This is a genomic window from Marinobacter fonticola, from assembly GCF_008122265.1.
GTDB lineage: Bacteria > Pseudomonadota > Gammaproteobacteria > Pseudomonadales > Oleiphilaceae > Marinobacter_A > Marinobacter_A fonticola.
Genome location: NZ_CP043042.1, coordinates 3747930 through 3772655, shown reverse-complemented (window position 1 = coordinate 3772655; position 24726 = coordinate 3747930). Strand labels below are relative to the sequence as shown.

Annotated in this window: 24 protein-coding genes; 9 read left to right on the top strand and 15 right to left on the bottom strand. The window is 59.3% G+C overall.

Translation table 11 applies throughout. From position 1 onward, the window contains the following. Positions 1–246 precede the first annotated feature (246 nt). Positions 247–1479 (bottom strand): conjugal transfer protein TraF, encoded by a 1233-nt coding sequence (traF, locus tag FXO11_RS16810; RefSeq protein WP_148864104.1) that lies wholly within the window; start codon positions 1477–1479, stop codon positions 247–249. Positions 1480–1828: 349 nt separating this feature from the next. Between traF and FXO11_RS16805 the strand changes: the two genes are divergently transcribed. Further along, on the top strand, positions 1829–2362 hold the full coding sequence (locus tag FXO11_RS16805) for an LPP20 family lipoprotein (protein ID WP_148864103.1): 534 nt from the start codon (positions 1829–1831) through the stop codon (positions 2360–2362). A 12-nt stretch (positions 2363–2374) separates the two neighbouring features. Continuing rightward, positions 2375–3583: a flagellar assembly protein T N-terminal domain-containing protein gene (locus FXO11_RS16800; protein WP_227545947.1), complete on the top strand. Its 1209-nt coding sequence runs from the start codon at positions 2375–2377 to the stop codon at positions 3581–3583. A gap of 37 nt (positions 3584–3620) precedes the next feature. Here the strand turns inward: FXO11_RS16800 and FXO11_RS16795 are convergent, their stop codons facing one another. From FXO11_RS16795 to FXO11_RS16760, 8 genes are all read right to left on the bottom strand, one after another. Continuing rightward, positions 3621–4079 (bottom strand): SufE family protein, encoded by a 459-nt coding sequence (locus FXO11_RS16795; RefSeq protein ID WP_148864102.1) that lies wholly within the window; start codon positions 4077–4079, stop codon positions 3621–3623. Between the two features lie 82 nt (positions 4080–4161). Beyond that, positions 4162–4704: a putative Fe-S cluster assembly protein SufT gene (gene sufT, locus FXO11_RS16790; protein WP_148864101.1), complete on the bottom strand. Its 543-nt coding sequence runs from the start codon at positions 4702–4704 to the stop codon at positions 4162–4164. Positions 4705–4733: 29 nt separating this feature from the next. Then, the gene (locus FXO11_RS16785; protein ID WP_148864961.1) at positions 4734–5087 is read right to left on the bottom strand and encodes a HesB/IscA family protein; all 354 of its coding nucleotides are present in this window, start codon (positions 5085–5087) and stop codon (positions 4734–4736) included. 74 nt (positions 5088–5161) lie between these two features. Next, complete coding sequence (locus tag FXO11_RS16780) at positions 5162–6406, bottom strand: aminotransferase class V-fold PLP-dependent enzyme (protein WP_148864100.1); 1245 nt, start codon at positions 6404–6406, stop codon at positions 5162–5164. Positions 6407–6411: 5 nt separating this feature from the next. Then, the gene (sufD, locus tag FXO11_RS16775; RefSeq protein ID WP_148864960.1) at positions 6412–7698 is read right to left on the bottom strand and encodes a Fe-S cluster assembly protein SufD; all 1287 of its coding nucleotides are present in this window, start codon (positions 7696–7698) and stop codon (positions 6412–6414) included. A 12-nt stretch (positions 7699–7710) separates the two neighbouring features. Then, positions 7711–8478, bottom strand: a complete 768-nt coding sequence (gene sufC / locus FXO11_RS16770; protein ID WP_148864099.1) for a Fe-S cluster assembly ATPase SufC — start codon at positions 8476–8478, stop codon at positions 7711–7713. Positions 8479–8556: 78 nt separating this feature from the next. Then, a complete protein-coding gene (gene sufB, locus FXO11_RS16765; RefSeq protein ID WP_148864098.1) occupies positions 8557–10005 on the bottom strand; it encodes a Fe-S cluster assembly protein SufB in 1449 nt (482 codons plus the stop codon). A 396-nt stretch (positions 10006–10401) separates the two neighbouring features. Then, positions 10402–10842 carry a hypothetical protein gene (locus FXO11_RS16760; RefSeq protein WP_148864097.1) on the bottom strand — a complete coding sequence of 147 codons (441 nt, stop codon included), beginning with the start codon at positions 10840–10842 and terminating at the stop codon, positions 10402–10404. 112 nt (positions 10843–10954) lie between these two features. Between FXO11_RS16760 and FXO11_RS16755 the strand changes: the two genes are divergently transcribed. From FXO11_RS16755 to FXO11_RS16745, 3 genes are all read left to right on the top strand, one after another. After that, positions 10955–11875 (top strand): AEC family transporter, encoded by a 921-nt coding sequence (locus FXO11_RS16755; RefSeq protein WP_148864096.1) that lies wholly within the window; start codon positions 10955–10957, stop codon positions 11873–11875. Between the two features lie 134 nt (positions 11876–12009). Further along, entirely contained in the window at positions 12010–12573 is a 564-nt protein-coding gene (locus FXO11_RS16750) for a DUF2845 domain-containing protein (protein WP_148864095.1), read from the top strand. A 106-nt stretch (positions 12574–12679) separates the two neighbouring features. Next, on the top strand, positions 12680–14320 hold the full coding sequence (locus FXO11_RS16745) for an HAD family hydrolase (RefSeq protein ID WP_148864959.1): 1641 nt from the start codon (positions 12680–12682) through the stop codon (positions 14318–14320). Positions 14321–14375: 55 nt separating this feature from the next. On the opposite strand, the gene FXO11_RS16740 is transcribed toward FXO11_RS16745, so the two are convergent. The 3 genes from FXO11_RS16740 to FXO11_RS16730 all read right to left on the bottom strand — a co-directional run bounded on the left by FXO11_RS16740 (position 14376) and on the right by FXO11_RS16730 (position 18010). Next, positions 14376–15590, bottom strand: a complete 1215-nt coding sequence (locus tag FXO11_RS16740) for a transporter substrate-binding domain-containing protein (RefSeq protein ID WP_148864094.1) — start codon at positions 15588–15590, stop codon at positions 14376–14378. 167 nt (positions 15591–15757) lie between these two features. Continuing rightward, positions 15758–16840 (bottom strand): fatty acid desaturase family protein, encoded by a 1083-nt coding sequence (locus tag FXO11_RS16735; RefSeq protein ID WP_148864093.1) that lies wholly within the window; start codon positions 16838–16840, stop codon positions 15758–15760. Between the two features lie 66 nt (positions 16841–16906). Further along, on the bottom strand, positions 16907–18010 hold the full coding sequence (locus FXO11_RS16730) for a ferredoxin reductase (protein ID WP_148864092.1): 1104 nt from the start codon (positions 18008–18010) through the stop codon (positions 16907–16909). Positions 18011–18295: 285 nt separating this feature from the next. Between FXO11_RS16730 and FXO11_RS16725 the strand changes: the two genes are divergently transcribed. Together FXO11_RS16725 and FXO11_RS16720 are read left to right on the top strand one after the other, a co-directional pair. Then, the gene (locus tag FXO11_RS16725) at positions 18296–18937 is read left to right on the top strand and encodes a TetR family transcriptional regulator (RefSeq protein ID WP_148864091.1); all 642 of its coding nucleotides are present in this window, start codon (positions 18296–18298) and stop codon (positions 18935–18937) included. Next, entirely contained in the window at positions 18934–19401 is a 468-nt protein-coding gene (locus tag FXO11_RS16720; RefSeq protein ID WP_148864090.1) for a hypothetical protein, read from the top strand. Before FXO11_RS16725 ends, FXO11_RS16720 begins: the two co-directional genes overlap by 4 nt. A 26-nt stretch (positions 19402–19427) precedes the next feature. Here FXO11_RS16720 and FXO11_RS16715 read toward each other — a convergent pair whose 3' ends face one another. The 3 genes from FXO11_RS16715 to FXO11_RS16705 form a co-directional block, all read right to left on the bottom strand. Next, positions 19428–20915, bottom strand: a complete 1488-nt coding sequence (locus tag FXO11_RS16715; RefSeq protein WP_148864089.1) for a WS/DGAT/MGAT family O-acyltransferase — start codon at positions 20913–20915, stop codon at positions 19428–19430. A 544-nt stretch (positions 20916–21459) separates the two neighbouring features. Next, positions 21460–22056, bottom strand: a complete 597-nt coding sequence (locus FXO11_RS16710; protein ID WP_148864958.1) for an HD domain-containing protein — start codon at positions 22054–22056, stop codon at positions 21460–21462. A 30-nt stretch (positions 22057–22086) separates the two neighbouring features. Next, positions 22087–22872 (bottom strand): class II aldolase/adducin family protein, encoded by a 786-nt coding sequence (locus FXO11_RS16705; RefSeq protein ID WP_148864088.1) that lies wholly within the window; start codon positions 22870–22872, stop codon positions 22087–22089. A gap of 99 nt (positions 22873–22971) precedes the next feature. On the opposite strand from FXO11_RS16705, the gene FXO11_RS16700 reads away from it, so the two are divergent. Further along, on the top strand, positions 22972–23664 hold the full coding sequence (locus tag FXO11_RS16700) for a Crp/Fnr family transcriptional regulator (RefSeq protein ID WP_148864087.1): 693 nt from the start codon (positions 22972–22974) through the stop codon (positions 23662–23664). A gap of 126 nt (positions 23665–23790) precedes the next feature. Next, positions 23791–24723, top strand: a complete 933-nt coding sequence (locus FXO11_RS16695) for a DMT family transporter (RefSeq protein WP_202980242.1) — start codon at positions 23791–23793, stop codon at positions 24721–24723. Positions 24724–24726 lie beyond the last annotated feature (3 nt).

The window sequence follows — 24726 nt, the reverse complement described above, 5'->3', positions numbered from 1 at the left end:
ACGCCGCAGGTGCTGGCTTCAGGCATGGCCCAGAGGGGCGCTCAGAGCGATCCGCACTCCGCGTTGCGACTTCTTGGAAGACACCCGGTATTCCTGCTAAGTCGCGCCTCGATTGCGAATCGCTCTGAGCGCCAGAAGGCATCCAGGACTTGCTCAGAGGCTCCTTGGGGACGTCCTGTCCCTACTTCAGCGAGAACCGCCATCCGCTTCGACCGGAGCTCTGGATAGCTCCTTATTCAGGAGACTTTAGAAGGCTGCGCCCAGCTCGATAGCGCCACCTACGTCCGCATCGCTGACGAGCCCGGAAATCTCCAGGTGCGCGCCGAACGGCGACAGGCCGACACCGAAGGTCAGTTGGGTCTTTTCTTCAATGCCGTCGTTGTTATCGTTGCTGGACAGGTTCTGGCGAATGCCGCCACGCAGCTGTACCGCACGGAAAACGTCGAACTCGGCACCCAGGGCGGCCCACTGCGTATCGTCCTCGTAGCCGAAGGCTTTGTTTTCGGTCAGATCCAGCTCGGCGGTGATCACATGCATGTTGCCGGCGTGGGCAATACCCGCGGTGACTTTCGGGTCCAGCTCGAAAGTACGGCCTGACTGGGAGTCCAGTTCCATGGGGACGATGTTGCGTACAGCCAGGCCGGCAGTCCATTTCTGGGTCTCACCGAAGCTGTAGGCGGCACCTAGATCGGCGTTGAAGCCGCTCTTCTCGGTTTGGTATTCGTCGGCATCGAAGTCGTCGTCCTCGAAGTCGCTGACTTCCTGCATGTATTCAAACGTACGCAGTTCGACATACTTGGGAGAGATGCCTACCGACAGGATGTTGTCGTTACTCAGCTCGAAGGCCTTGGCCAGGCTGAGGCCTACTTCGGCATAGGCCGCCGCAATAATGACGCCGTTGGAGTCAAGTACGTCGCCAATGTTGTCGAATTTTTCGGCTTCGTCCGGGTCGATCTCAAAGCTCTCGAGTAGGGCAAGGTCGTCTTCCGAAACGTTGCCGCGAGCGGTAGCGCGAAGGCTTCCAGCGGTGAATACGCCTATGGAAAGTTTCGAGGTTGGTACGGCCAGGCTTAGACCCACACCCGCGTCGACACGCATCGTGTCACGATTGAGTTCCTCGAGTTGGTCTCCCAATCTGCCGGCACTATCGCGGATACCGCTGTCATTTCTAGCGTCGATTTGCGCATCGAGCTGATCGATCGTGTCCTGAATGTCGTCGATCTGGTTGACGACTTCCTCTTCATCGGCCACACGGGCATTGACCGAGGGCAGGATCAGCCCGAAGTCGTCGGCCCAGCCGTGCTGCTTCATGGCCATCATGGCCGGGTTGGCGGTGCTTGCGGATGCCGGATGAGCCGTCGCAACGCCGGTGCCTCCCATGGCGAACGAACGGGCGGTGGTGAAGCTCTGCGGGCCGGCGGTGACTTGGCTGGCAGCAGCCACCAGGCCGATGGCCAGGATAAGGCGGGATTTCATCATCGAATGCGTTCTCCGTTTGTTCAAATACTGTCGAGTCCCCAGCAGGGGTAACTACACTGCGCGGACCGGCTATCGAGGCGGTTCTGGGCGCTAACGACCGACTATAAAGCAGGGAATCGGCCGTTACTGTTTGGTCACGGTTACGGCCCGTCGCATAAATGTTGCTCGATGTATCGGGGTCGCGGGATTGGAGCGGAGAATGTTTGCCGGGTTTTTGGCGCTTGGCTTCGGTGGTTTAGGGTTTCGCTCACCTAGAATGAGGTTTCTGCCGGCTAAACAGGGTGTTAGCGGTTATGGCCTGATTTTTTCATGGTGAGAGGCAAACGAGCGTATTCGCCGGAGAACTTACATGAAGCGTTTTGCCATCACCCTGTGCCTGCTCGCGGCGGGACTTGCCGGTTGTGCCAACCAGTCCCAGCAACAGTCGCAGATCGATTCCGAACGGTTGGAGCCCATCGTTGTTCGGGTCAGCGGGTTTGGTACCTACGAGAATGCCAGTAACGATCGCCTGGATACCCGCAAGCGCCTGTTGGCTCGTCGTGCGTCCAAGCTGGATGCCTATCGCGCGTTGGCCGAGCGTGTCTATGGCACGGTGGTCTACGGTAGCTCCACGGTGAACGATTTCGTGCTGCACAGCGACAACTTCCGCGCCTATGTGGATAGCTATATCCGCGGGGCCAAGGTCGTGGCTGTTAACGAGCACAGTGACGGCGTCGTGGAGTCAGTGATGGAGCTTAGGCTAGAGCCGCGCTTCCGGGCTTGTGTGGCCACGTCCGATGACCGCGAAGTGCGTGAGCGTTGTCCGATCCCCATGCCGACGGGGGATGACAGCCGAGGCGACGTCCACAGCGAGAGCGTGGACTCACTCTACTATCTTGAGTAACCGGTAAACTGCATGCCCGCTATGAAATTAATATTGCGACTGAGCCTGATGGTCCTCTCTTTGCTGATCGGCACTGGGGCCTCTGCGGCCTGGGTGAAGGGTACCGGTATCGCGATGATCGATAACGGCAACGTCGATGCGGCCCGTGCCGAGGCCCGTAATGCGGCCCTGCGCGATGCGGCGCTGCAGTACGAAGCCCATGTGGCCAGTCAGGACACTATGGAAAACGGCGTGCTCACCGATTCCCGGTTGACCGTGGCCTCCCAGGCACGGGCGCGTCAGGTTCGGGTGATCGAAGAACACCGCAGCGGCAACCTGCTGCGCTTGACGGTCGAGGCGGAGATGTCGGCGTCCCAGCAGTGCGCAGCCCGGGATGCGGCACGTATGCGCAAGCGGGTGGCCGTTACCGGATTCCCTATTCTCGATACCGATCACACCCGTATGGGCCGCGTGAGCGATGCCGGCGCGGTGCTGCCGCAAAAGCTGCAGATGCAGCTTAGCCAGACCGGTGACCTGGAAATCTTCAACGCCACTCAAGTGCAAATGTTCCCCGATCTGCTTAACGCGCCGACACAACAGCGCTTCGACAACAGTCTGACCAATGTCATTCAGGTGGCCCGGGAGCTGGATGTGCAGTTTGTGGTCACCGGGGTTATCCGCGATATGCGTATGTCCGATCCGGAAGCCTGGGGGACTTCCATTCTTGATCGTATGCAGCGCGGTTTGGGTATGGCCAATCAGGAGCGGCAATTTGTCGCCGACCTGATGGTATACGATGGTTTTAGCGGCTCACCGGTGTATCAGAAACGCTTCGTGACCAGCGCCAAGTGGGATACGGATATGACCGAAAAAACCGGTTTTGGCTCAAGCGCCTTCGACCGTACTGAGTACGGCAAAGCGGTAGCGCAAACCGTGAAGGAAATGAGCCATTCGGTGAACCGGGCCTTAGCGTGCCAGCCATTCATGACGCGCATTACCCGAGTGGAAGGCCAGCAGGTGTACCTGGCATCGGGCGCGACTTCAGGTTTGCGTCCGGGGGACGAGCTGCATCTTTATCGCAGCTACCGTTTCTTCGATTCGCCGCAAGCCACACCGGAGTTGCGTGATGCAGAAATTAGCATGACCGTGAATCACGTGTACCCGGATTTCAGCAGCGGATTGATGCCGCAAGTGGGTAGGCTAAATAACTTGCAGCGGGATGATATCGCGATTATTTGGTAAGGGTTGCAAGCTGGATAGCCGGACCGTCAGGCGCGGCTCAGGCCGCTTCCTTCGCCGCAATATCCCGGATCTTGCCCATCATGGCGCGCAGGCCGTTGCCGCGTGTGGGCGAGATGTGGCGAAACAGATCCAGCTTCTCGAACAGCTCATCTATATCCACGCCCAGTAGATCTCTCGGTTCCCTGCCATTGATGGCGATCAGGATAATGGCGGCCAGACCGCGGACGATCATCGCGTCGCTTTCGATCAGCAGGAATAGGCGACCGCTCTCAGGGTCCAGGTAGTGGATCAGCCACACCTGGCTCTGGCAGCCGTGTACATAGTTCCCCTCGACCTTTTCTTCCTCGGGAAACGCCGGTAACTGCTTACCCAGATCGATGATGTAAGCGTAGCGCTCTTCCCAGTCGTCCAGGAATTCGAAGGCTTCATGGACGTCATCGAGCGTGACGCCCTGGCCGAGGGGGTTGTCGAGGAACTGTTGGGCTGCAGCTGTCATAACGTTTCGTCGGGTCCGATTCTCTTAGGATGTGGTGAACGCAAGTGAACCCCATCAGATGGGCGTGTGCAAGTTCCGAAGCTTACAGCATCCCAAGCTCAAGCTTCGCCTCGTCGGACAACATCTCGTTGTTCCAGGGTGGATCGAAGGTCAGTTCGACCGTCACCTTGTCCACATTGGGCACGTGCTCGACCTTGCGCTTCACGTCGTCGGTAATGACCGGACCCATGCCGCATCCGGCGGCGGTCAGCGTCATCTTGATATAAACCCGATTGCCGTTATCGGCGTCGTTGCTCACCTGGCATTCGTAAATCAGTCCGAGCTCCACCACGTTCACCGGGATCTCCGGGTCGTAGCAGCCACGCATCGCTTCCCAGACCTGGCTTTCGTTGATCGTGCCGTCTTCGGGCGTCTCGTAGCTGCTCTGAGGCGGCTCCTTGCCAAGGGCGTCGGCATCGTGGCCCTCAATCCGCGCGAGGTTGCCATTGACGGCCACGGTGAACGTCCCGCCCAGCGACTGGGTGATGGTCACGAAGGCATCCGACGGGATCATGATTTCGGTCCCGGAAGGTACCAGCCGTGCTTCTACTTCGCGCTTGGTCAGGACAACTTCGCGTTCAGCCATGGATCGGATTCACCTCGCGTTGCGTTTATTCAGGAGATGGAGAAGCTCTCGCCGCAACCGCACTCGGCGGTGGCGTTGGGATTGCGGAAATGGAACATGGAGTTCAGGCCTTCGCGGATGAAGTCGATCTCCGTGCCGTTGACGACGGCCAGATGCTTGCGCTCGACGTAGACGTCGACATTGTCCACGGTGAACACGGCATCGTCATCGCCCTGCTCGGTGACCCACTCGGTCTCGTACATAAATCCGGAACAACCGCTCTTGCGGATCGCCAGGCGGATACCCCGGGCGTCCGGTTTGTTGTTGAGCTGCTTACGCACATGAGCAACGGCCGCAGGGGTCATCGTCACGCCGACCGTTGGGGAAAAAGTTTCAGCCGTCATCATTCATCTCCAATTAATCAAACCAGCCAATCAACCAGCGAGAACAGTTCAGTTAACGACAGGCTTCAATCGCGTTATTCGGCAAACAAGCGCTGGATTTTGTGTAGGGCCGCGAAGAATTGCTCCACTTCATCCAGTGTGTTGTAGAACGCAAAGGACGCTCGCGCGGTGCCCGGCACGCTATAGAAGTCCATCAGCGGCATGGCACAGTGGTGACCGGTGCGGATCGCGATGCCTTGCTGATCCAGCAGCGTCCCTATATCACTGGGGTGCAAGCCGTCGATTTTAAAGGACAGTACCGGCACTTTGTGCGCCGCGGTGCCAATCACGCTCATGCCCGGTACGGTTTTCACCAGCTCGTTGGCCCGCTGTAACAGGGTCTGTTCCGCCGTTTCCAGCGCGTCGCGGCCAAGGCCCTCAACATAGTCAATCGCAGCGCCCAGCCCGACGGCTTCGGCAATCGGCGGTGTGCCAGCCTCGAACTTGTAGGGCAGGGTGTTCCATGTGGTCTTGTCGAAGGTTACCCGCTCGATCATCTCGCCACCGCCCATAAACGGCGGAATATCCTCCAGCATCGATTCGCGGCCATAAAGCACGCCGATGCCGGTGGGGCCGAACAGTTTGTGGCCGGAGAAGGCGTAGAAGTCGCAGTCCAGCGCCTGCATATCCGGACGATAATGGGGTACCGCCTGCGCGCCATCGATCAGGGTGATCAGGCCTTTGGCTTTTGCCTTGGCGATCAGCTCCTTAATGGGATTGACCGTACCCAGCACGTTGGACACGTGAGTGACCGCCAGCACCTTGGCCTTGTCAGTCAGCAGGCTGTCGAACGCCTCCATATCTAGCTCGCCCTGGGGCGTCACCTGGATTGGCTTGATGGTGGCGCCGGTGCGCTCGGCCACCATTTGCCAGGGCACGATGTTGGCGTGGTGCTCCATCATGCTAACCAGAATCTCGTCGCCGGGCTGCAGGCGCGAAGCCAAGCCGTTGGCCACCACATTAATGGCCTCGGTGGTACCGCGGGTCCAGACGATTTCCCGGGTGCTGCGGGCGTTGATAAAGTTGCGGACGGTTTCGCGGGCGCCTTCGAAAGCCGCGGTGGCCCGGTCGCCCAGGGTATGAGCGCCACGGTGCACATTGGAGTGGCACTCGCGGAAATAGCGCTCCATAGCGTCCAGCACGGCGACCGGCTTCTGCGCCGATGCGCCGTTATCCAGATACACCAGAGGTTTGCCATTCACTGTCTGGGACAGAATCGGGAAGTCCTTGCGAATGGCATTCACATCCAGGGTTTTCTTGGCTGCCGCAAGATCCGTCATCGATTTCAGGCTCCTTCGAACGTCTGTTCGATAAACCGGTTGAGTCGTGCTTGAACGGTCTCCCGTACCGCTTCGACCGGGATCTGTTCGATCAGTTCGTTGATAAACGCCATGCTCAGCAGGGTATGGGCTTCGCGACGGTCAATGCCCCGAGACACCAAGTAGAACAGCGCGGTGTCGTCAAGCTGGCCGACAGTCGCCCCGTGGGCACACTTGACGTCGTCCGCGTAGATTTCCAGTTCCGGTTTGGTATCGATTTCCGCACCGGTGGAGAGCAACAGGTTCTTGTTGCTCATGTTGGCGTTGGATTTCTGCGCATCCTTATGGATATGGATGCGGCCATTGAAAATGGCATGGGACTCGTCCGCCGCGATGTTGCGATAGGTTTCCTCGCTGTCGCAGTGTGGTGCCACGTGCTCAATGGTGGTGTGGTTGTCGTAGTGCTGCTTGCCCTGGGTGACGACCACGCCATTGAGGCGGCAGTTGGCGCCGGACTCTTCCAGGCGAACCTGCAGGTCGTGCCGGCGTAGCGGCCCCCCGAAACCGACGCAGTGGCTGTCCAGCCGGGCATGACCCAGCAATCGCGCGCCGGTGGCGCCGATGTGATAGGTGTTTTCGCCTTCCAGCGACAGGCGCACGCTGGTGATGTTCGCGCCATCCGCCAGACTGAATTCGGTGACTGCATCCACGAGTGCCTGTTGCTCGCCCGTGGAAATGTATTCTTCCACCAGGGTCATCTGACTGTTGGTGGCTGCATCCAAGTAAATGCGCGGATAGACCGAGCCGCTGGCTTCGGCATCGGTTTCGCAGATCACGAACAGCGGGCGATCCAGTACAGCGCCTTTTTCCAGGCGGATATAAAGACCGTCCTCGAAGCGCGCGGTATTCAGACGCGCCATTTGCACGGCGTTGTTGTCCAGCGTGTTATCCAGGCGCTCGGCCAACTTCTGGGCGGTGCTGTCGTCCAGGTCGGCAAAGCTGCTGATGCTGATGCCGTCCACATCCGGGAAGTCGCTGGCTTCCGGCACCACGACGCCGTTGTGGATCACCACATGGTAGCCGTCCACCGCCAGGGCCGGGCCGGACTTGCGGCCGGCAGGCAGCGCCGCCGCCAGTTCGTCCGTCAGCTTGAGGTAGCGGCTGGAGTACTTCCAGTTCTCGGTCTTGCGCGTCGGCAGCGGCATATCCACCAGGGCGTTTCCGCGCTGGGCCCGCAGAGCGCGCAACGGCTCCGGCAGCTTGCTGTCTGCCGCTTCGAGAAAGGCGCCGGCAAGGGTTGGTGCTGCTTTCATCATAACCACCCCTTAGCTCGCCTCGGCTTCGTCGGCGTCTTTAATACCGAGCCAGCCGTAACCGCGTTCTTCCAGTTCCAGCGCCAGTTCACGGCCGCCGGACTTGACGATCTTGCCGCCCGCCAGCACGTGCACGTGATCCGGCACGATGTGATTCAGCAGGCGCTGGTAATGGGTGACCATCAGTACGGCGCGGTCCGGCGAGCGCAGGGCGTTGACGCCATCGGCGACCACTTTTAGCGCGTCGATGTCCAGGCCGGAGTCGGTTTCGTCGAGAATCGCCAGGCGCGGTTCCAGCAGCAGGGCCTGGAGGATCTCGTTGCGCTTCTTCTCACCGCCGGAGAAGCCTTCATTGACGCCGCGCTTGAGGAAATCCGGGTCCAGGTCCACCTGTTTGGAGGTTTCCTTGGCCAGCTTCATGAAATCGACCGCGCTGAGCTCGTCCTCGCCACGATGGGTACGCATGGCGTTGACGGCGGTGCGCAGGAACTGCAGGTTGCTGACACCCGGAATCTCCACCGGATACTGGAACGCGAGAAAGATGCCTTCGCGTGCGCGTTCCTCGGTTTCCAGTTCGAGCAGATCCTTGCCGTCCAGCAGGATTTCACCTTCGGTGACCTCGAAGGTTTCATTTCCCGCCAGCACCGCGGAAAGCGTGCTCTTGCCCGAGCCATTGGGGCCCATAATGGCGTGAACTTCGCCGGGATTGATCTCCAGGTTAATCCCTTTGAGGATTTCCTTGCCTTCGACGGAGGCGTGCAGGTTTCGGATGCTCAGCATGGATTGCGTTCTCTCTCGTCTTGATTCTGTAAACGTGTAAACCGTGTATCCCGTCGCGGTCTTACTTCTTAGCCGTTATTAGCCGACTGACCCTTCAAGGCTGACTTCCAGCAGTTTGCCGGCTTCCACCGCGAACTCCATCGGCAGCTCCTTGAACACTTCCTTGCAGAAGCCGTTGACGATCATGGAGACCGCCTGTTCCGGATCGATGCCGCGCTGGCGGCAGAGGAACATCTGCTCGTCGCTGACCTTGGAGGTGGTGGCCTCGTGCTCGACGATGGCGCCCTTGTTCTTGCTCTCGATGTACGGGAACGTGTGGGCGGCGCATTGGTCGCCGATCAGCAGGGAGTCGCACTGGGTAAAGTTGCGCGCGCCCTCGGCGCCCGGTCCGAAACGCACCAGCCCGCGATAGGCATTGCTGGAGCGACCGGCGGAAATACCCTTAGAGATGATCGTGCTGGAGGTGTTCTTGCCCAGGTGGATCATCTTGGTGCCGGTGTCGGCCTGCTGGTAGTTGTTGGTCAGCGCCACGGAGTAAAACTCGCCGACGCTGTTCTCGCCGCGCAGCACACAGCTGGGATACTTCCAGGTGACGGCGGAACCGGTTTCAACCTGAGTCCAGGAAATCTTGGAATTCTTGCCGATGCAGGCACCGCGCTTGGTCACGAAGTTGAATATCCCACCCTTGCCGTCTTCGTCGCCGGGATACCAGTTCTGCACAGTGGAGTACTTGATCTGCGCGTCGTCCAGGGCGACCAGTTCAACCACTGCCGCGTGGAGCTGGTTTTCGTCCCGCATCGGCGCGGTGCAGCCTTCCAGGTAGCTGACGTGGCTGCCTTCTTCGGCGATGATCAGTGTACGTTCGAACTGACCGGTGTTGGCCGCGTTGATGCGGAAATAGGTCGACAGCTCCATGGGGCAGCGCACGCCCTTCGGAATGTAGACGAAGGTGCCATCGGAGAAGACCGCTGAATTCAACCCGGCGAAGAAGTTGTCGCCCGCCGGCACCACGGAACCCAAGTACTTCTGTACCAGTTCCGGGTAATCCTGGATCGCCTCGGAGATCGAGCAGAAGATGACGCCGGCTTTGGCCAACGGCTCTTTGAACGTGGTTGCGACCGATACCGAGTCGAATACCGCATCGACGGCGACGCCGGCCAGCTTTTCCCGTTCGTGCAGCGGGATACCCAGCTTTTCATAGGTCTTCAGCAGCTCCGGATCGACTTCGTCCAGGCTCTGCGGCATATCTTCTTTTCTTTTCGGCGCGGAGTAGTAGGAGATCGAGTTGTAGTCGATCTTTGGGTAGCCCACGTGCGCCCAGTCCGGCTCTTCCATATCCAGCCAGCGACGGTACGCTTTCAGGCGCCACTCCAGCATGAATTCCGGCTCTTTCTTGATGGCGGAAAGGCGCCGGATCACATCTTCATTCAGGCCGGGTTCGAAGGTTTCAGCTTCGATTTCGGTTACGAACCCATGTTCGTATTCCCGTTTGATCAGCTCGTTCACCTGCTTGTCGGTGTTCGCCATGATCGTCGCTCCGTCTCTCTCAAGTGCAGGTTATTCATGTGCGAGCTCTGAGGCTCGGTTTATCTCGGGGACGTTTTTGGCCAGCGGCCTGTCCGAATTCTTTGGCCCAACGTTGTTTTGCGGATGCTACAGAGGGTTCCGTTTTTTCGGCTACGGCTCCGTTGGCGCCCGCGTTTCTTCTTATAGGAGGGTCATCTAGGGGAGAATTGTACAATATCAGAGTAAAATAGTCAGGTATTAAAGTGGACGCCAAAACGATGACTCCCACGTGCGCAATCGTGGGCGGCGTTGACCGCTCGGATGGGCGCCATACTCCCGGAGGCCGCGTAGTATAACGTAGTTTGCCTGAATGGGTTACCGAGTGATGTATAGTGCTGAGCTATGAATGTGGGTTTTTTAATAAAGGCTATAGAGCGATTCAATATCTGTGGTGTAACTGACACCGACCAGTTTCCAGCCGTCGGTGGCCCGGTAGAAGGTGAACTGCCAAGCCATGGCAGCCTCGGAAAATTTCTGCAGCCAGGTTTCCCGGTAGAAATGGTCGTCGATGGCCTCGCGCCTGACCCGGACCGTGTCCAGGGTTTTGCCGGCGCGGTCGTGAACTTTCCGGAAATAGCTGTCGGCTTCCCTGGCCGAGGCATCGAACGGCTCCCGCGAGACGCCCAGGTAGGGCGCCAGACCGCTGTAGGCCTCGGCGACCCGGCCATCGGCGACCTGCTGCATGAAAGCCCGGGTTTTCGGCTCGACGCTGTCCGGGGCGGGCAGGGTGTCCGCATTGGCGGAAAGCGACAGCACAGACATCAGCAGGCTGACGAGCAGGTAACGCGTCGAAAACATTGCGGTATTCCCGGAACAGAGCGTGGCTGGAGGATCAACATGCTCTATGCTATGCCACCTGCAAGCAACATGCTGTGATCCACTGCTTTTCTCCAGAGGTTGGCCCGCCCCAATGGCTATTGTCCTGTCGTTGTTCGTCAAACTGCTGCCACTGTATGTGACGGTAGCCCTCGGGTGGGTTGCCGGACGCTACCTGGAGGCCAGCGGCCGTCATATTGCGGGCATCATGCTTTACATCGTCACGCCCTCCGTCATCTTCTCCGGGGTAATGGCGGCGCCGCTGTCGCCGGAAGTACTGCTGATGCCGGCGATTGTCTTCGGATTCTGTACCGGCATTAGTCTGCTCCATCTCTGGATCGGCAAGCGCGTGCTGACGGACGGTAGCGCCAGTATCATCCCGCTGGCGGTGGGGACGGGCAATACGGGCTATTTTGGGATACCTGTGGCGCTTCTTCTATTCGGCGAGAAGGGGCTGGCCCTCTACATCGTGTGCATGTTGGGCACGACGCTATTCGAAAACTCGGTGGGTTACTATCTGGCGGGGCGCGGCCAATACAGTGCCCGGGACTGCCTTAAACGTGTCGCTCGCCTGCCTTCTATTTATGCCTTCCTGCTGGGTGTCGCCCTCAATCTGAACGGCGTTGGCATTCCCGAGGTGTTCGTGCCGCTTTTCGACAATCTGCGCGGCGCCTACAGCATCCTTGGCATGATGATCGTGGGTATGAGCATCCTCAACTTCCGCGGTCTTATGGGCAATGTGCGTTTTACCGCCCTCGCCTTTTTCGGCAAGTTCGTGGTCTGGCCGGTGGTAGCGCTGCTGTTCTGGTGGATAGACAGCCAATGGCTGGGGTTTTACGGCGATGCGGTCTACCGCGCGATCTTCCTGGTATCGATCACGCCGATTGCCGCGAATACGGTGGTGATTGCGACATTATTGGAGGCCTCGCCACGCCAGGCCGCAGGGACAACCCTGCTGAGCACGCTGTTCGCGCTGGCCTATATCCCGGTGATGGTGGCAATTTTTCTTAACTAGACGGGCTCTGGCAGGCGACGAATTTTTGTTAAGGGTCACTCGTGTTCAAGGGCATTAGGACGCGTTGTATAGGAACTAACGATCCCGGCGATGGACTATGCTGTGAGGATCTCATGTTCTGCAAGGATCGACCTATGCGCTTATTCGCGGTGCTGTTGCTGGCCTTGCTGCCGAGCCTGGGTCAAGCTGCCTTTCGCTGCGGCACCGGACTGGTGGATGAAGGCGACTGGCCGGTCGAGGTGGAGGAGCGCTGTGGCGAGCCCGACTACGTGGCCGTTTACCCCGAGGCGTCGCTGCCCGGTATCGGCATTGTTCAGACCGTCGAGCACTGGTACTACAACCCCGGGCCCAGCAGCTTCATCCGTCGGCTGGTTTTTCGCAATGGCCGGCTACAGAGCGAGGACAGCCTGGGTTACGGTTTCCTGCCCGGCGCCGCGGGCGACTGCAATCCCCGTGTACTCAACGAGGGCATGAGCGAATTCGAGGTGGTCAGGCGCTGTGGCGAACCGCTGTCCAAGCGGGTCACCTGGGTAGCGTCGGACGCGTATTCCCGCTATTCCGAACGGCGCAGTGGTCTCCAGGGCGTTTATCCCGTGGAGGAGTGGATGTACGAATTCGGCAGCAACCAGTTCCGCCGGATCGTGACTTTCCGTGACGGACGTATCACCGATGTGGAATCGGCAGGTAAGCCGCAATAAAACCGGCTATTTTTACAGTAATTATTATCCGCCCCACATTCATGTTCACCGGCAAGGAGGCTCGCCATTGCGGACTCGTGACGACGGACTGGCCGTACCCGCGGCCATGCTTTTCGACTGGCACGGCACGCTAGTGGACACCCACGACGCCATGTTCAGCGCCATGGAGGACATGCTGCCGCAGTTGGAAGATCTCGGGCTGGTCGAGCATTTGTTGCCCGAGGATGACTGTAACAACGCCGACGACGCCCGCCTCGTGCGCTACATCCGTATCTTCCGCCGCCTACATCCGCGCATTCTGGCCGAACGCCGGGTATCCCGCACAGATATCTTCAACGCGATTTTCGGCGACAACCGGCAAGCCAAGTCTATTGCCCACCACGCCTACAATCAGTGTTATCGCAAGTATTTCGGTCAGGTAAAGCCTTTCCAAGAGGGTGTTTACCAGTACGTTCGCGCCTGCCGTGACCTGGGGATCAAGCTGGTGGTGGCGACTAACCGCAACCGGGAATTTCTCAACACCGAACTAGAAACTCTGGAAGACGGCCGTTGGCGCGAGTTGTTCGACGCCACCATCTGTGCGGATGACGTGGTGCACTACAAGCCCGACCCCGAAGTGCTGGTCAGCGGAACCCGCAAGCTGGGTCTTCAGCCGGGTGCCGACATTTGGTACGTGGGCGATGGTTATACCGATATGGTGACCGCCAACAATGCTGGCGTGACGCCCGTGTTTTACAACGGCGCCGCCTGGGAGCATCACCGGATCGAGAGCTGGTTTCGCAAGCACGACCGGCCAACCCTCATTATCGAGAGCTTCGAGCAGCTGATGGATGAGCTGGCCGCTTTCCCGGAAGGGACCTTCAAGCGCCCGGTGGACGAAGTGCGACCGCCGGCCTTTCCGCCGCCTAAGCCGCCTGAGCCACGCCAGGAGCCCGACTGGCACCCGGCGGCGGCCAAGCTGATCCGTCCGGAGGTGATCCTGTTCGACTGGCACGCCACCCTGGTGGATACGCTGGATGCGATGTACCACGCCGTCGACGACATGCTGCCGGAGTTCCGCGAGCTTGGCCTGATGGATCGGATGCTCGAGCCGGAAGACAGTAAGACCCCGGAAGACGCCAAACTGGTGGCCTACGTCCGGGAGTTCTCCCAGTTGCATCCTAAAGTCATGGCGGACCGCAAGATCTCCCGCACCGACATCTTCGAGGTCCTGTTCGGCGACGACGAGGACGCCAAAGCGGTCGCCCACAAGGCCTTCAACCGACATTACCGCAATCACTACGGCAATGTGTCCGCGTTCGAGCCGCGAGTTAGCCAGATGCTGGACGGCCTGCGTCAGCTCGGCATCCAGGTGGGCGTGATCACCAACCGTGACCGCGAATTCTTCGAGCACGAACTGGCGGCGGTGGAGGGTACCGGCTGGCAGCACCTGTTCGACACGGAAGTCTGCGGGGACGATACGCCTTTACGCAAACCCCACCCGGATCAGTTGATCCTCGCGACCGAAAACCTGAAATACCCTGTGGGGCCGAGCGTTTGGTACGTGGGTGACAGCACCACCGACATCATCGCCGCCAAGCGAGCGGGCATGACTGGCGTCTTCTTCAATGGTGCGCTCTGGGACTTGCCCTGGCTGCAGAACATCTTTCCCGGCACCCATCGCCATCCGCACAAGCCCGATGTGGTGGTGAATGATTTCTCGGAGTTCTGGGCGCTGGTGCTGGCCTGTGAGGTTGGACCGCCGTAACCGTATTTAGTCAGACGAATGCCCGCAGGTGAGGGCTGCTCAGTCCAGACGGGGTCTATTGCAGTCCGGACAGCGCTTTTTCAATATCCACTCCGACGGCGATAGCGCCAATAAGTTCGCCGCTTCGGTCGTCGAAGATGGCTTTTGAGGCGGTCACTTGAAAACGCTGCGATGAGGCATCGAAGCGGACCGGACCAATGAACAACTCGTCTCCAACCTGGGCAACCACTTCGCGGAATTTGGGTTCGTCACCCTGCCAGAAATCGCTAGTATGTTGGCTTATCGCCACCAGCGCCCCTTGGTCGTCCATTAGCATCATTTCAGAGATACGTCCTTCGTGTTTGGCTTGCCATTTTTTCAGAGCATGGGATGCCGGGCGGGCCGCGATGGTTATGGCTTCCTCTGTCGGCTTGTTCGTCAGGGAGTGCTGCCAGAGCTGATCGATCATCAGTATTTCAGCCAGGGTGTAACTGTTGTCGGAACGGTTTAAAGCGTCTTCCAGATCCACGTGCTGCTGAAGACTCTTCAGGAGGTTATTGGTCTGCCTATGAAGCTCGCTGAGCTCGTGAGACTCCAACTGGAAACCCGAGGTTACGCAGCTGTCCAGACGGGTATTGAAGGTGTGTAAAAAGCCCGGATGGGCGTTGACGAAATTGTTGCCCAGATACAGGCCCAGAGGTGCAAAGCGGACGAACTGCATGGTGAGATCCGGTGCAGGCTGAAGCTTTTCGTCGCTTTCGAAGTACGCATCCATTACTCGCTGATCGATGACCAGCCCATCGATTCGTCCCCGTTCGACCAGGGCCACAAGCTGGTCCAGCGAGGAGACCTGCATCGCCGCTTGGTAACCTTGACGTTGCAGCCAGGTGGCCTCGTTACTGCCTGCGACGCTGCCGATGCGGATGTCGCTCAGGCTCGAGACGGGCTTCTTCGAATACAGGTACCATTTTTCCAGCGCAAGTGGCGCACTGATCACAGCATGGCGATCCAGCTCGTCGGAAGCGGCCATGCCGAGGTAGCCGTCGATGGTGCCTCGCTCCAGGGAATGGATCGCCCGGCGCTGCGGCACCATGTGAATGCGTGGGCGCCACGGAGAATCTTTGAGCGCGCATTGGAGGGCCTCAACGGTGGAGCCTTGAACCGTTCCACCTGCGGCATACTGATAGGGTGGTGCAGGAGAAGCAAAAAGCTCGAGCGGCTGATCGGCGACAGCCCAGTGAGCGAAAAGAAGCAAACCTAGGGAACAGGCGGTGCGTACATCCAGCCGCATAATATGTCCTTTTTATGTCATACCGCACGACGGATTCCATGTCGTCGCTGTTTCCGTAAGCGTAACAGTTCTCGATGGGCGCCGCTCCTCCCGCGCGCGACGTCAAAGCTCCTCGATATGTTTCAAGCCAGTAGATGCCGCGAACGAATTCACGCCGCTCTCAGCCCTTACGCCGCGGCCGGCGCCGACAACCGCGTCCGCACCCGGTCCGGTAGAGAGAACTGCCCGATCCGTTTGAGCACGGTCCAGTACTGGCGCCCAAAACTGCCGGTGTTGTACTTGATGCCGTACTTGTGACAGATCGCCTCCACCCGGGGCGCGATCTCCCGATAGCGGTGCGCGGGAATGTCCGGGAACACGTGGTGCTCGATCTGATGGCTCAGGTGGCCGCTCAGGATATGCACCCACTTGCTGCCGGTGAAGTTGCTGGACCCGGTGAGCTGGCGCAGATACCAGTGTCCACGGGTTTCGTTTTCGATGGACGCTTCGGTGAACGTCTCCGCATCCTCGGTAAAGTGTCCGCAAAAGATGACGGACGACGACCACAGGTTACGGATCAGGTTGGCGCTCACGTTTCCCGCCAGCACGATGGGGAAGACCGGGAAGGTCAACAGCGGGAAGAACAGGTAGTCCTTGAACGCCTGGCGTCCGCCTTTGCGGAAGAAATCCTTGAGGAGGCCCGCCTTTTCCGAGAGCTTGATTTCGCGGCGGCGAACGCGCTCGAACTCCAGTTCGTGCAGGCCCACGCCCCACTGGAAGAATACCGACAGCAGTGCGTAGTTGGCGAACTGGAACAGATGCAGCGGATTCCACTTGTTGTCATCGCTCAGGCGCAGCAGCGCGTAGCCGTAATCCCGGTCTTTGCCGATCACATTGGTGAACGTGTGGTGCTCGTAGTTGTGGGTGCGGCGCCAGGAATCACCGGTGCATACGGTGTCCCATTCGTAGGTCTGGGAATGCAGCGACGGATCGTTCATCCAGTCGTACTGTCCGTGCATCACGTTGTGGCCGATTTCCATGTTCTCGATGATCTTGGCAATACTCAGCGATCCCACCGCCGCGGCAAACACCGGCGGAATGAAGCCAAACGGCATCATGGCCCGGCCGCCGACTTCCAACGTGCGGTGCAGGCGAATCATGCGGCGGATGTACTTGGCGTCACGTTCGCCGACATCAGCCATGACTTCATCGTGGATGGCATCGAGATCTTCGGCCAGTTCGTTCAATTGCTGTTCGTTCAGCTGTTTCATGTTTCGGCTCCTTCGGCCGACGCTATCGCCGGCCGTTCGAATGGGGGTTCAGCGTTGCAGTAAAGATCAGAGGTCCACGGTGACCGGACCCTGGGGCACGGAAATGCAAAGCTGGATGGTTTCCTCGCCGGGGCCGGAGGCCTTGCCGGTGAGGCGGTTGACAACGGTGCCCGAGTTCTTTCGGCAACTGCATTGATGGCAGATGCCCATACGGCAGCCGTAGGCCGGTTTCAGCTCTGCGGCCTCGGCAATCTCCAGCAGCGGTGCGTCGCCTTCGGACTCGACGGTTTTGTCGGTCTTGCCGAAGGTCACGGCGCCACCCAATGGCGTATCCGCCGCTACGGCGAATGGGGCGCTAAAGAAGGTGGTCTGAATCTGGCTTTCGGCAACACCGGCCCGATTCAGCACATCAGCGGCCAGGGTCATCAGGCCTTTGGGACCGCACAGGTAGATCTGTCGTGCGTCAAGGCCTGTTACCGAATCGAGATGTGCCTCGTTCATCAGGGCCGGCTCCCCCTCTTCCTCGGTCTTGAAGATTTTGAGCGTTAGGGCGGGCCAGCGGGCCGCAAGGGCGTAAAGAACCCCGGCGCCGATGATGTCGGCCTGGGAGCGCACGTAGTAGAGCAGCGTCACCGGCGCACGGACGTCGCGGTCGGCCAAGGTGGCCAAATGACTCAGTACCGGCGTGATACCGCTACCGCCCGCGATGTACAGCAGAGGCCGGTCGGTCTCCGGCAGGTTGAAGTCGCCGAAGGCCTGGCTCACACCCATAACCTCGCCGCCGCAGAGGTTGTCGTGCATCCAGTTGGTGATGCGGCCCCCGGCGAGGCGCTTGATGGTCAAGGTGACCGTGCCATCGGAGGCCCACTGGCGCGGCGTACTGGCGATGGTAAACGTGCGGTGATGCCGGACGCCGTCGGCTTCCACGATGACATTGATATGCTGCCCCGCATTGAATCCGCGCCAGCGGGGTGAAGGGCGCAGGTGAAAGCTCCGGGTGTCCCGGGCTTCGTCCGTCACTTCGACCAAACGCGCGGGCACGAAGCCGCGTACCCACATGGGGTTGAGCGCGGCCAGCAGCGGATCGAAAAACGCGCCAGGATCATCCCTGTTGAAAAGCTGTTTGCCCAGCCAGCGAAGTGGTGCACGGGTGTTTACAGTCGACAGCATGGCGTCTCTCCTCATCTGCCGTTCAATTTTGCTTGTGTACGTGTGTTCACAATATGTGTACGACTGTACACACGTGCTGGCGACGCTGTCAATCAGTTCGGCTCTCGGTCTTTATTTGAGCGTAACGTGCTGTAATATTTTGAATTTATGAATTTATACGACATCACGGAAAGCGGTTTGACCCGGTTCAGCGCATCGGTTGGCCTAATATGACGGCTCCCGTTTCCGCTGAACCGAATGGATGTGTACACTTGTTGTCTTTTAAGCCGAGATAATCAGGACGCCATGACACAGCGACAACGGCGCAAACCGGGGGAAACCCGCGACAAACTGCTGGACGCAACGCTGGCGCTAGTGGGTAAAGGTCGGCACTTTGCCAGCCTCGGCATCCGGGAGGTGGCCCGCCAGGCCGAAGTCGTTCCTACATCCTTCTATCGTCACTTCCGCAACATGGACGATCTCGGTCTGCAACTGGTGGACCAGCTTGGCTTGGTGCTGCGGCGCATGATGCGAGAGGCGCGGGGTAATGTGGTGCATGCGGACAAACTGATCGAGGAGTCGGTGACCATCTTCATCAGCCATGTCGAAGCCAATCGCAGCTTTTTCTTCTTTATGGCCCAGGGCCTGGCGGGGGAAAGCCGGGCGGTGCAGGACGGCATCCGCAGCGAGATACGCTTTTTTGGCAGCGAACTCGCCAACGATCTGCGCCGGATGCGTCTGGCGGACCATCTGAGCGACAGTGATCTGGAGCTGACGTGCGACTTGGTTGTGCGCACGGTGGCCTTCACCTTAACGGACCTGTTGGGGGTTTCCCCTGACGATGAATACCAGATCAATCAGATCCGCCAGCGCACGACCCGATTTCTCCAACTGATTTTTGTGGGGGCGGCGCATTGGAACAGTCGTACACAGGAATCACAGGTATGAAACACTGGCAGCGTTTTCTGGGGACACTCATCGCGCTGGCCACGGCGGCGGCCTGGGTGGTGTTCTATCAGCCGGAGGCCGGCGACGAGCAGAAGCAGCAGGTCGCCAGCTTCTCGAAGCTGATCGATGGCGTTTCCCGCCACTGGAATCTGGAGGTCTTGGACGACCTGATGCTGTCCGAAATGCAGGACGCCAACCGTTACCAGCCACTGCTGATCGAGGCAAGCCCGTTGGGCCGCTTCATCGGCTGCGAACGTCTACGGTTGGGGGCGTTCGCCGAGGACAGCCTGGATCAGCCGCCACTTGATCGATTGCAGGCCGTCACCGTTTACCAGGGCAATGGCCGCTGCGCTTTCGAGTACGGGGAAGCGTACGTTCTGGTGGGCTATGTGCGGGAGCAGGACCAACCCAAGCTGGTCCTGCTGGTGATCGAGGATATCCACTTATTTGACGGCAGTACCTGACCTTTTATTTGACGAACAGTACTTGGTTATTTGACGACAGTACCTGACTTGGCCCCGGATGCTCTTGCCTTCGCCGGTTGGCGTTTCGCCGTAACCGTTCGAGGTTTGGGCGCTGGTTTCTTTGGCAGAAGTAGCAGCTCCAGCTCGTCCAGTGCATCACCGGTGTAAACCGCCAGCCGCTGCATGCTCGGCAACGTGTCCCGGCAGCCGGTGTAGCCGAAATTCAGGGATCCGGCATAACTCAGGCAGGTGATGTTCAATGCCCCGCCATGGGCGATCAGCGATACCGGATACATCGCCTCCAGCTTGGCCCCCTCGTAGTACAAGGGCTCTTCCGGACCGGGCACGTTCGAGATCGTGATATTGAAGGCTGGCCGCATGCGCCCACCCAGCCCTGTCATCAACTGCAGGATGTAGGGCGACATCATCAGCATGGTGTACTGGTTGAGCGCACTGCGCGGTAGGCTCTGCAGATGCGCCTTGGCGCTGCCGGTGGAGGCCTTGATGCTCTCCAGCCGCTCCAGCGGCCCCACTTCATTTGTCGCCAGGCTGGCGATCATGAAGCTGATGGCGGTGCCGGTGCCGTGATCGTCCGCGGGCCGGATATTAACCGGTATGCCCGCGGTCAAGGGCGTGTTCGGCAGCTTACCTTGCTCCATGAGGAAACGCCGCAGCGCGGTCCCGCACAGGTAGAGCACGATATCGTTGAGCGACGCATCCGCGTGCTTGGCCAATTGCTTGAGCCGGTCCAACTGGTAGTGCTGAGTGGCAAGCCGGCGCTGGCCGGTCACGCGGCCGTTCAGCATCGAGCGTGGCCCGACAAACGGCGCAGTCAGACGATCGTCTTCGCGCCGGGCAGACTTCACCAATCGGGTCAGGGCCCCAATCAGTTTGGGGCCGCTATCCACCTGGATCTTCAGCGCATGCAGGGCCTCGTTGAAGGCCCAGTTGAGGGTGGCGGCATTGTCGCCGCTGGCCCTGCGCCCGCGCACCGGCTTCACGGACCAGGGCGCCAGCATGTTAGTGGCATTGGGATCGGTCGAGAGGATGCGCTGCATCAGCCGCACGCCACTGATGCCATCGATCATTGAATGGTGCATCTTGGTGTAGAGCCCAAAGCGGTTGTTTTCCAGACCCTCGATAATGTGACATTCCCAAAGTGGTCGCGAGAAATCCAACGGATGGGAGTGCAGGCGCGATACCAGCACCCCCAGCTCGCGCTCGCTGCCGGGGCGCGGCAGGGCCGAGTGGCGTACGTGATAATCCAGGTCGATGTGCTTATCCAGTTTCCACGCCGGGGCCAGCAGACGCCCCAGGAAACCGGCGTTGGCCAGTTTGTGGCTCCAAGGCGGTGCCACGTCGCTGTCGGCTTTCATGCGCGCGACCATATCGCGGAGGAAGGTCTCCGGGGCATCCGGTGGCAGGGAGAAAATCTGCAGGGTGCCCACGTGCATGGGCGTATCTTCCGACTCGACGGCGAGCCAGGAGGCGTCAAGGGTGCTCAGGCGTTTCATAGTGTTCCTGTTTCGTCGGCAAGTTCGTTTTACTTGCATCGTTATTGTGTGTTTTGCCGGAGTATAACCAAGTGGGCCTTTCAGCACAGTTGCCGGAGTGACGGAAATGATGACGGGCTGAAAACAGGCGGGCAAAAAGGCAGGCAAAAAAAGGCCCGGTGAAAATAGACTGATCATCTAGGGTGGGAATGATCAGTTATCACCGGGCACCAGGTTGGAGACGCAACAGACTAAAAGACTGTGAGTTGAGACAAGCCCGTGCGGGGGCGTCATCTCTGGAGCAGTCACCCACTCCTGCTGGAATCGAAGGTCGCTCCACCGTTCAACTCCGTCGCTCACTATTAACCCTAGTACGCTGTTTGCCGGGTCGCACGTTAAAATCCGGTAAATGACAGAGGTGTAAGCCGTGGGTAATCGCCGGTGCGTCAGCCAGGCGGCAAAGCGATGCTGAACATTACGTCGGCAGTCTGGCGACCGAAGCTCGGGCCGCGCCGGTGGGAATGGAGACACCCCTCCCACCGATGCGGGATCCGACGATTAGCCGTCAGGCCTCTTCGCTCATCGCCTTCTTGTAGAGCGACTTGCGCGGCTTGGCAAATACCTGGCGCAGCATCGGTTCGAAGTAGGACAAGGGCAAGGTTTCCGCCTCCGGATCGAATGCCGGAGAGTCGTATTTGCTCACAAACTCCAAAGTCTGCTGGTAATACGGGTGTTCCTTGAAGTTCTCCCGCATGTTGGGGTCCAGACCCAGGTGATGGAAGAAGTAGTAGCCCTGGAAGATCGCGTGGTGCTTGACCATCCAATGGTTCTCCTCGCTGACGAATGGCTCCAGTAGCACCGCGGCCACGTCGGCATGGTTGTAGGTGCCTAGGGTGTCGCCGATATCGTGCAGCAAGGCACACACCACGTATTCGTCGTCCTTGCCGTCCCGGTGGGCCAGGGTGGCGGTCTGCAGGCTGTGGGTCATGCGATCCACCTTGAAACCGCCGAAGTCGCCTTCAAGCAACCGCAAATGATCCATGATCCGATCCGGCAGGGACTTGGCAAAATCGCCGAAGGAAGCGGCGATGGTGTGCCAGTCTTCGGCCGTACCGTCTTTCATGTGTGTGAACTGGGCGTGGGCTTGGTCTTCGCTGTTCATCATCTCTCTCCTAAAATTATTGGCCTTAAATCACTGGCGGAAGCTGGAATCGATACGGTCGAGTTTGCGTAGCAGTCCCGGCCAGGCCAGGTTGCCGCCCATGCCTTTGGTGACTTGGGCAGCCTGCTGCTTGATGGTATCGACAATGCCGCCGGGGATGGGTGTCAGCTCGCGGTTGCCGGCCAGCGCATCGATCTGGATTTCGCAGGCCCGCTGCAGGATGAACATACCCAGGAAGGCGTCGGCGATGGAGCTGCCTACCGTAAGCAGGCCGTGATTGCGCAGGATCATGAAGCTCGATTCGCCCAGATCCGCTTGTAGCCGGGACTTTTCGTCGTCACGCAGGGCGACCCCTTCGTAATCGTGGTAAGCCAGGCTGGCCAGGGGGAACAGGCTCTGCTGAGACAGCGGCAATAGGCCGTCTTTCTGTGCCGATACTGCAACGCCGGCAGTCGTATGGGTGTGCATGACGCAGGTGGCGTCTTCACGCACCGCATGGATCGCGCTGTGGATGGTGAAGCCGGCCGGGTTGATGTCGTAATCGTCCGGGTCCAGCTTATTCGCCTCCTGATCCACCCGTACCAGGCTTGAGGCGGTGATTTCCTCGAACATCATGCCGTAGGGATTGATCAGAAAATGATGTTCGTCGCCGGGAATGCGGGCGGAAATGTGAGTGAAGATCAGATCGTCCCAGCCGTGCAAGGCGATCAGCCGGTAGGCGGCGGCAAGATCCACTCGTAGCTGCCATTCCTCGGCAGTGACTTTTTCTTGCTTCGACGGGACGGTGGGCGGATGGGGATTGACGGCGGTATTCATGGTTCACCTCTCATGCGGTGTATCGTCGTTATTGTACTGATACCGTCAGTCTAGAGCCGGGAGAGGTGCGAACTCTGTCAATTGGTTTACACTTGCCCGATGATCGATACCCGCGCCGTTCTCCGCCACTGTCCCATCTTCGCCGGTTTTCCCGATGACGCCATCGACGAAGCTGCCGGCCACGCCCGTGTCCGACGTTTCGAACCGGACGAGGTGATCTACGATAAAGGCACCCTGCAATCCAGCATTTGTGTGATCGCCGAAGGCACGGTGCGAATCAGTTCGGTGAACGCCGAGGGGCGGGAGGCGGTGCTGATTATTTTCGATCATGGCACCTGGTTCGGCGACACGGTATTTTCGCCGCGCACGCCGAGAGTCTATGGCGCCCGTGCCCACGAGGCGGCGACCATCGCCGACCTGCCCGGTGAGTACTTTCGCGAACTGATGCAGCGTTACCCGCAGTGCTACCCCGTGGTGCTGGACCTGCTCAGCCAGCGTCTTTGGGCCGCCATGTCGATGATCGAGGACGATGCGCTCCGCGGTACCCAGGCGAGAGTAGGACGCCGCCTGCTGTTCCTCGCCCAGATGCACAGCGGCGGTTACGTCCGCGCCAATGCGGTGACTTTTCGCCTCACCCGCGAGCACATCGCCAACATGATGGGAATGACCCGCCAGGGCGTGCACAAGGTGCTTAAGACGTTCGAGGCTGAAGGACACATCACTTTCACCTATGGCCGTGTCACCGTGAACGATCCGGTGGCGCTGGAACAGCATCTGCTATCGCTGGACTAACCGGTTTTGCCGAAGCCCGCTGTCCACAAATCCATGCCCACAAATTTTGCGCAAGTTCCGGAGTGTTGGCCGACCCACATTCATCTAGCCTTTAGGCCATCGAATGAATGATCTGGAGATCCGACGATGAGTGAATCCTTTTTGCCGATGGGGCGCCTGGAATGGACGTTGCTGGTCCTCTTGTCCGTCCTTTGGGGCGGCTCTTTCTTCTTCGTCGGCGTGGCCGTACGTGAGTTGCCTCCATTTACCATTGTGGCGCTTCGTGTCGGGTTGGCAGCATTAACGCTACTATTGGTCGTTCACTTAATGGGCCTTCGCATGCCGTCGACGCCAAGGATCTGGCTGGCGTTCTTCGGTATGGGGTTCATCAACAACATGGTGCCGTTTAGCCTCATCGTTTGGGGACAGACACATATCGCCAGCGGACTGGCTTCTATTCTCAATGCCACCACTCCTTTACTCACGCTGGTTGTTGCGCATTTGTTTACGGTGGACGAGAAGATGACGCGTTCCCGGTTGGTCGGTCTGATGGTAGGTTTTACCGGCGTGATATCCATCATCGGCCCGGACGTGCTGTCGGGTATTGGTCAGGATGTGGCGGCACAATGCGCGATCCTAGGCGCTGCGTTGGCTTATGCCTTTGGAGGTGTTTTCGGGAGACGCTTTCGCCGCCTCAACGTTCAGCCGATGGTTGCCGCGACTGGCCAAGTAACGGCCTCTACCGTACTGATCGTCCCGGTTGCGTTGATCCTGGACCGTCCCTGGAATCTGACCCCGCCTGGTACGGGAACCTGGGCAGCGGTCATCGCTCTGGCGGTACTCTCGACCGCCCTGGCTTATATCCTCTACTTCCGTATCCTGGCCACGGCGGGAGCGACCAATCTGCTGCTGGTCACCTTTCTGATACCCGTGAGTGCGATTCTGCTGGGGGTCGCGTTTCTCAACGAGATGCTCGAGCCAAAACACTTCGCGGGTATGGCGCTGATCGGTCTCGGGTTGGCGCTAGTGGACGGCCGCCCGGCGCGTCTTCTAATGCGAACAAAGGCGCAGTCAACCTGAGGT

Excerpts from the sequence above, each read along its gene's own strand:
- traF (WP_148864104.1), bottom strand. The coding sequence starts at position 1,479 with ATGATGAAATCCCGCCTTATCCTGGCCATCGGCCTGGTGGCTGCTGCC.
- FXO11_RS16805 (WP_148864103.1), top strand. The coding sequence starts at position 1,829 with ATGAAGCGTTTTGCCATCACCCTGTGCCTGCTCGCGGCGGGACTTGCC.
- FXO11_RS16800 (WP_227545947.1), top strand. The coding sequence starts at position 2,375 with ATGCCCGCTATGAAATTAATATTGCGACTGAGCCTGATGGTCCTCTCT.
- FXO11_RS16795 (WP_148864102.1), bottom strand. The coding sequence starts at position 4,079 with ATGACAGCTGCAGCCCAACAGTTCCTCGACAACCCCCTCGGCCAGGGC.
- sufT (WP_148864101.1), bottom strand. The coding sequence starts at position 4,704 with ATGGCTGAACGCGAAGTTGTCCTGACCAAGCGCGAAGTAGAAGCACGG.
- FXO11_RS16785 (WP_148864961.1), bottom strand. The coding sequence starts at position 5,087 with ATGACGGCTGAAACTTTTTCCCCAACGGTCGGCGTGACGATGACCCCT.
- FXO11_RS16780 (WP_148864100.1), bottom strand. The coding sequence starts at position 6,406 with ATGACGGATCTTGCGGCAGCCAAGAAAACCCTGGATGTGAATGCCATT.
- sufD (WP_148864960.1), bottom strand. The coding sequence starts at position 7,698 with ATGAAAGCAGCACCAACCCTTGCCGGCGCCTTTCTCGAAGCGGCAGAC.
- sufC (WP_148864099.1), bottom strand. The coding sequence starts at position 8,478 with ATGCTGAGCATCCGAAACCTGCACGCCTCCGTCGAAGGCAAGGAAATC.
- sufB (WP_148864098.1), bottom strand. The coding sequence starts at position 10,005 with ATGGCGAACACCGACAAGCAGGTGAACGAGCTGATCAAACGGGAATAC.
- FXO11_RS16760 (WP_148864097.1), bottom strand. The coding sequence starts at position 10,842 with ATGTTTTCGACGCGTTACCTGCTCGTCAGCCTGCTGATGTCTGTGCTG.
- FXO11_RS16755 (WP_148864096.1), top strand. The coding sequence starts at position 10,955 with ATGGCTATTGTCCTGTCGTTGTTCGTCAAACTGCTGCCACTGTATGTG.
- FXO11_RS16750 (WP_148864095.1), top strand. The coding sequence starts at position 12,010 with ATGCGCTTATTCGCGGTGCTGTTGCTGGCCTTGCTGCCGAGCCTGGGT.
- FXO11_RS16745 (WP_148864959.1), top strand. The coding sequence starts at position 12,680 with ATGCTTTTCGACTGGCACGGCACGCTAGTGGACACCCACGACGCCATG.
- FXO11_RS16740 (WP_148864094.1), bottom strand. The coding sequence starts at position 15,590 with ATGCGGCTGGATGTACGCACCGCCTGTTCCCTAGGTTTGCTTCTTTTC.
- FXO11_RS16735 (WP_148864093.1), bottom strand. The coding sequence starts at position 16,840 with ATGAAACAGCTGAACGAACAGCAATTGAACGAACTGGCCGAAGATCTC.
- FXO11_RS16730 (WP_148864092.1), bottom strand. The coding sequence starts at position 18,010 with ATGCTGTCGACTGTAAACACCCGTGCACCACTTCGCTGGCTGGGCAAA.
- FXO11_RS16725 (WP_148864091.1), top strand. The coding sequence starts at position 18,296 with ATGACACAGCGACAACGGCGCAAACCGGGGGAAACCCGCGACAAACTG.
- FXO11_RS16720 (WP_148864090.1), top strand. The coding sequence starts at position 18,934 with ATGAAACACTGGCAGCGTTTTCTGGGGACACTCATCGCGCTGGCCACG.
- FXO11_RS16715 (WP_148864089.1), bottom strand. The coding sequence starts at position 20,915 with ATGAAACGCCTGAGCACCCTTGACGCCTCCTGGCTCGCCGTCGAGTCG.
- FXO11_RS16710 (WP_148864958.1), bottom strand. The coding sequence starts at position 22,056 with ATGAACAGCGAAGACCAAGCCCACGCCCAGTTCACACACATGAAAGAC.
- FXO11_RS16705 (WP_148864088.1), bottom strand. The coding sequence starts at position 22,872 with ATGAATACCGCCGTCAATCCCCATCCGCCCACCGTCCCGTCGAAGCAA.
- FXO11_RS16700 (WP_148864087.1), top strand. The coding sequence starts at position 22,972 with ATGATCGATACCCGCGCCGTTCTCCGCCACTGTCCCATCTTCGCCGGT.
- FXO11_RS16695 (WP_202980242.1), top strand. The coding sequence starts at position 23,791 with ATGAGTGAATCCTTTTTGCCGATGGGGCGCCTGGAATGGACGTTGCTG.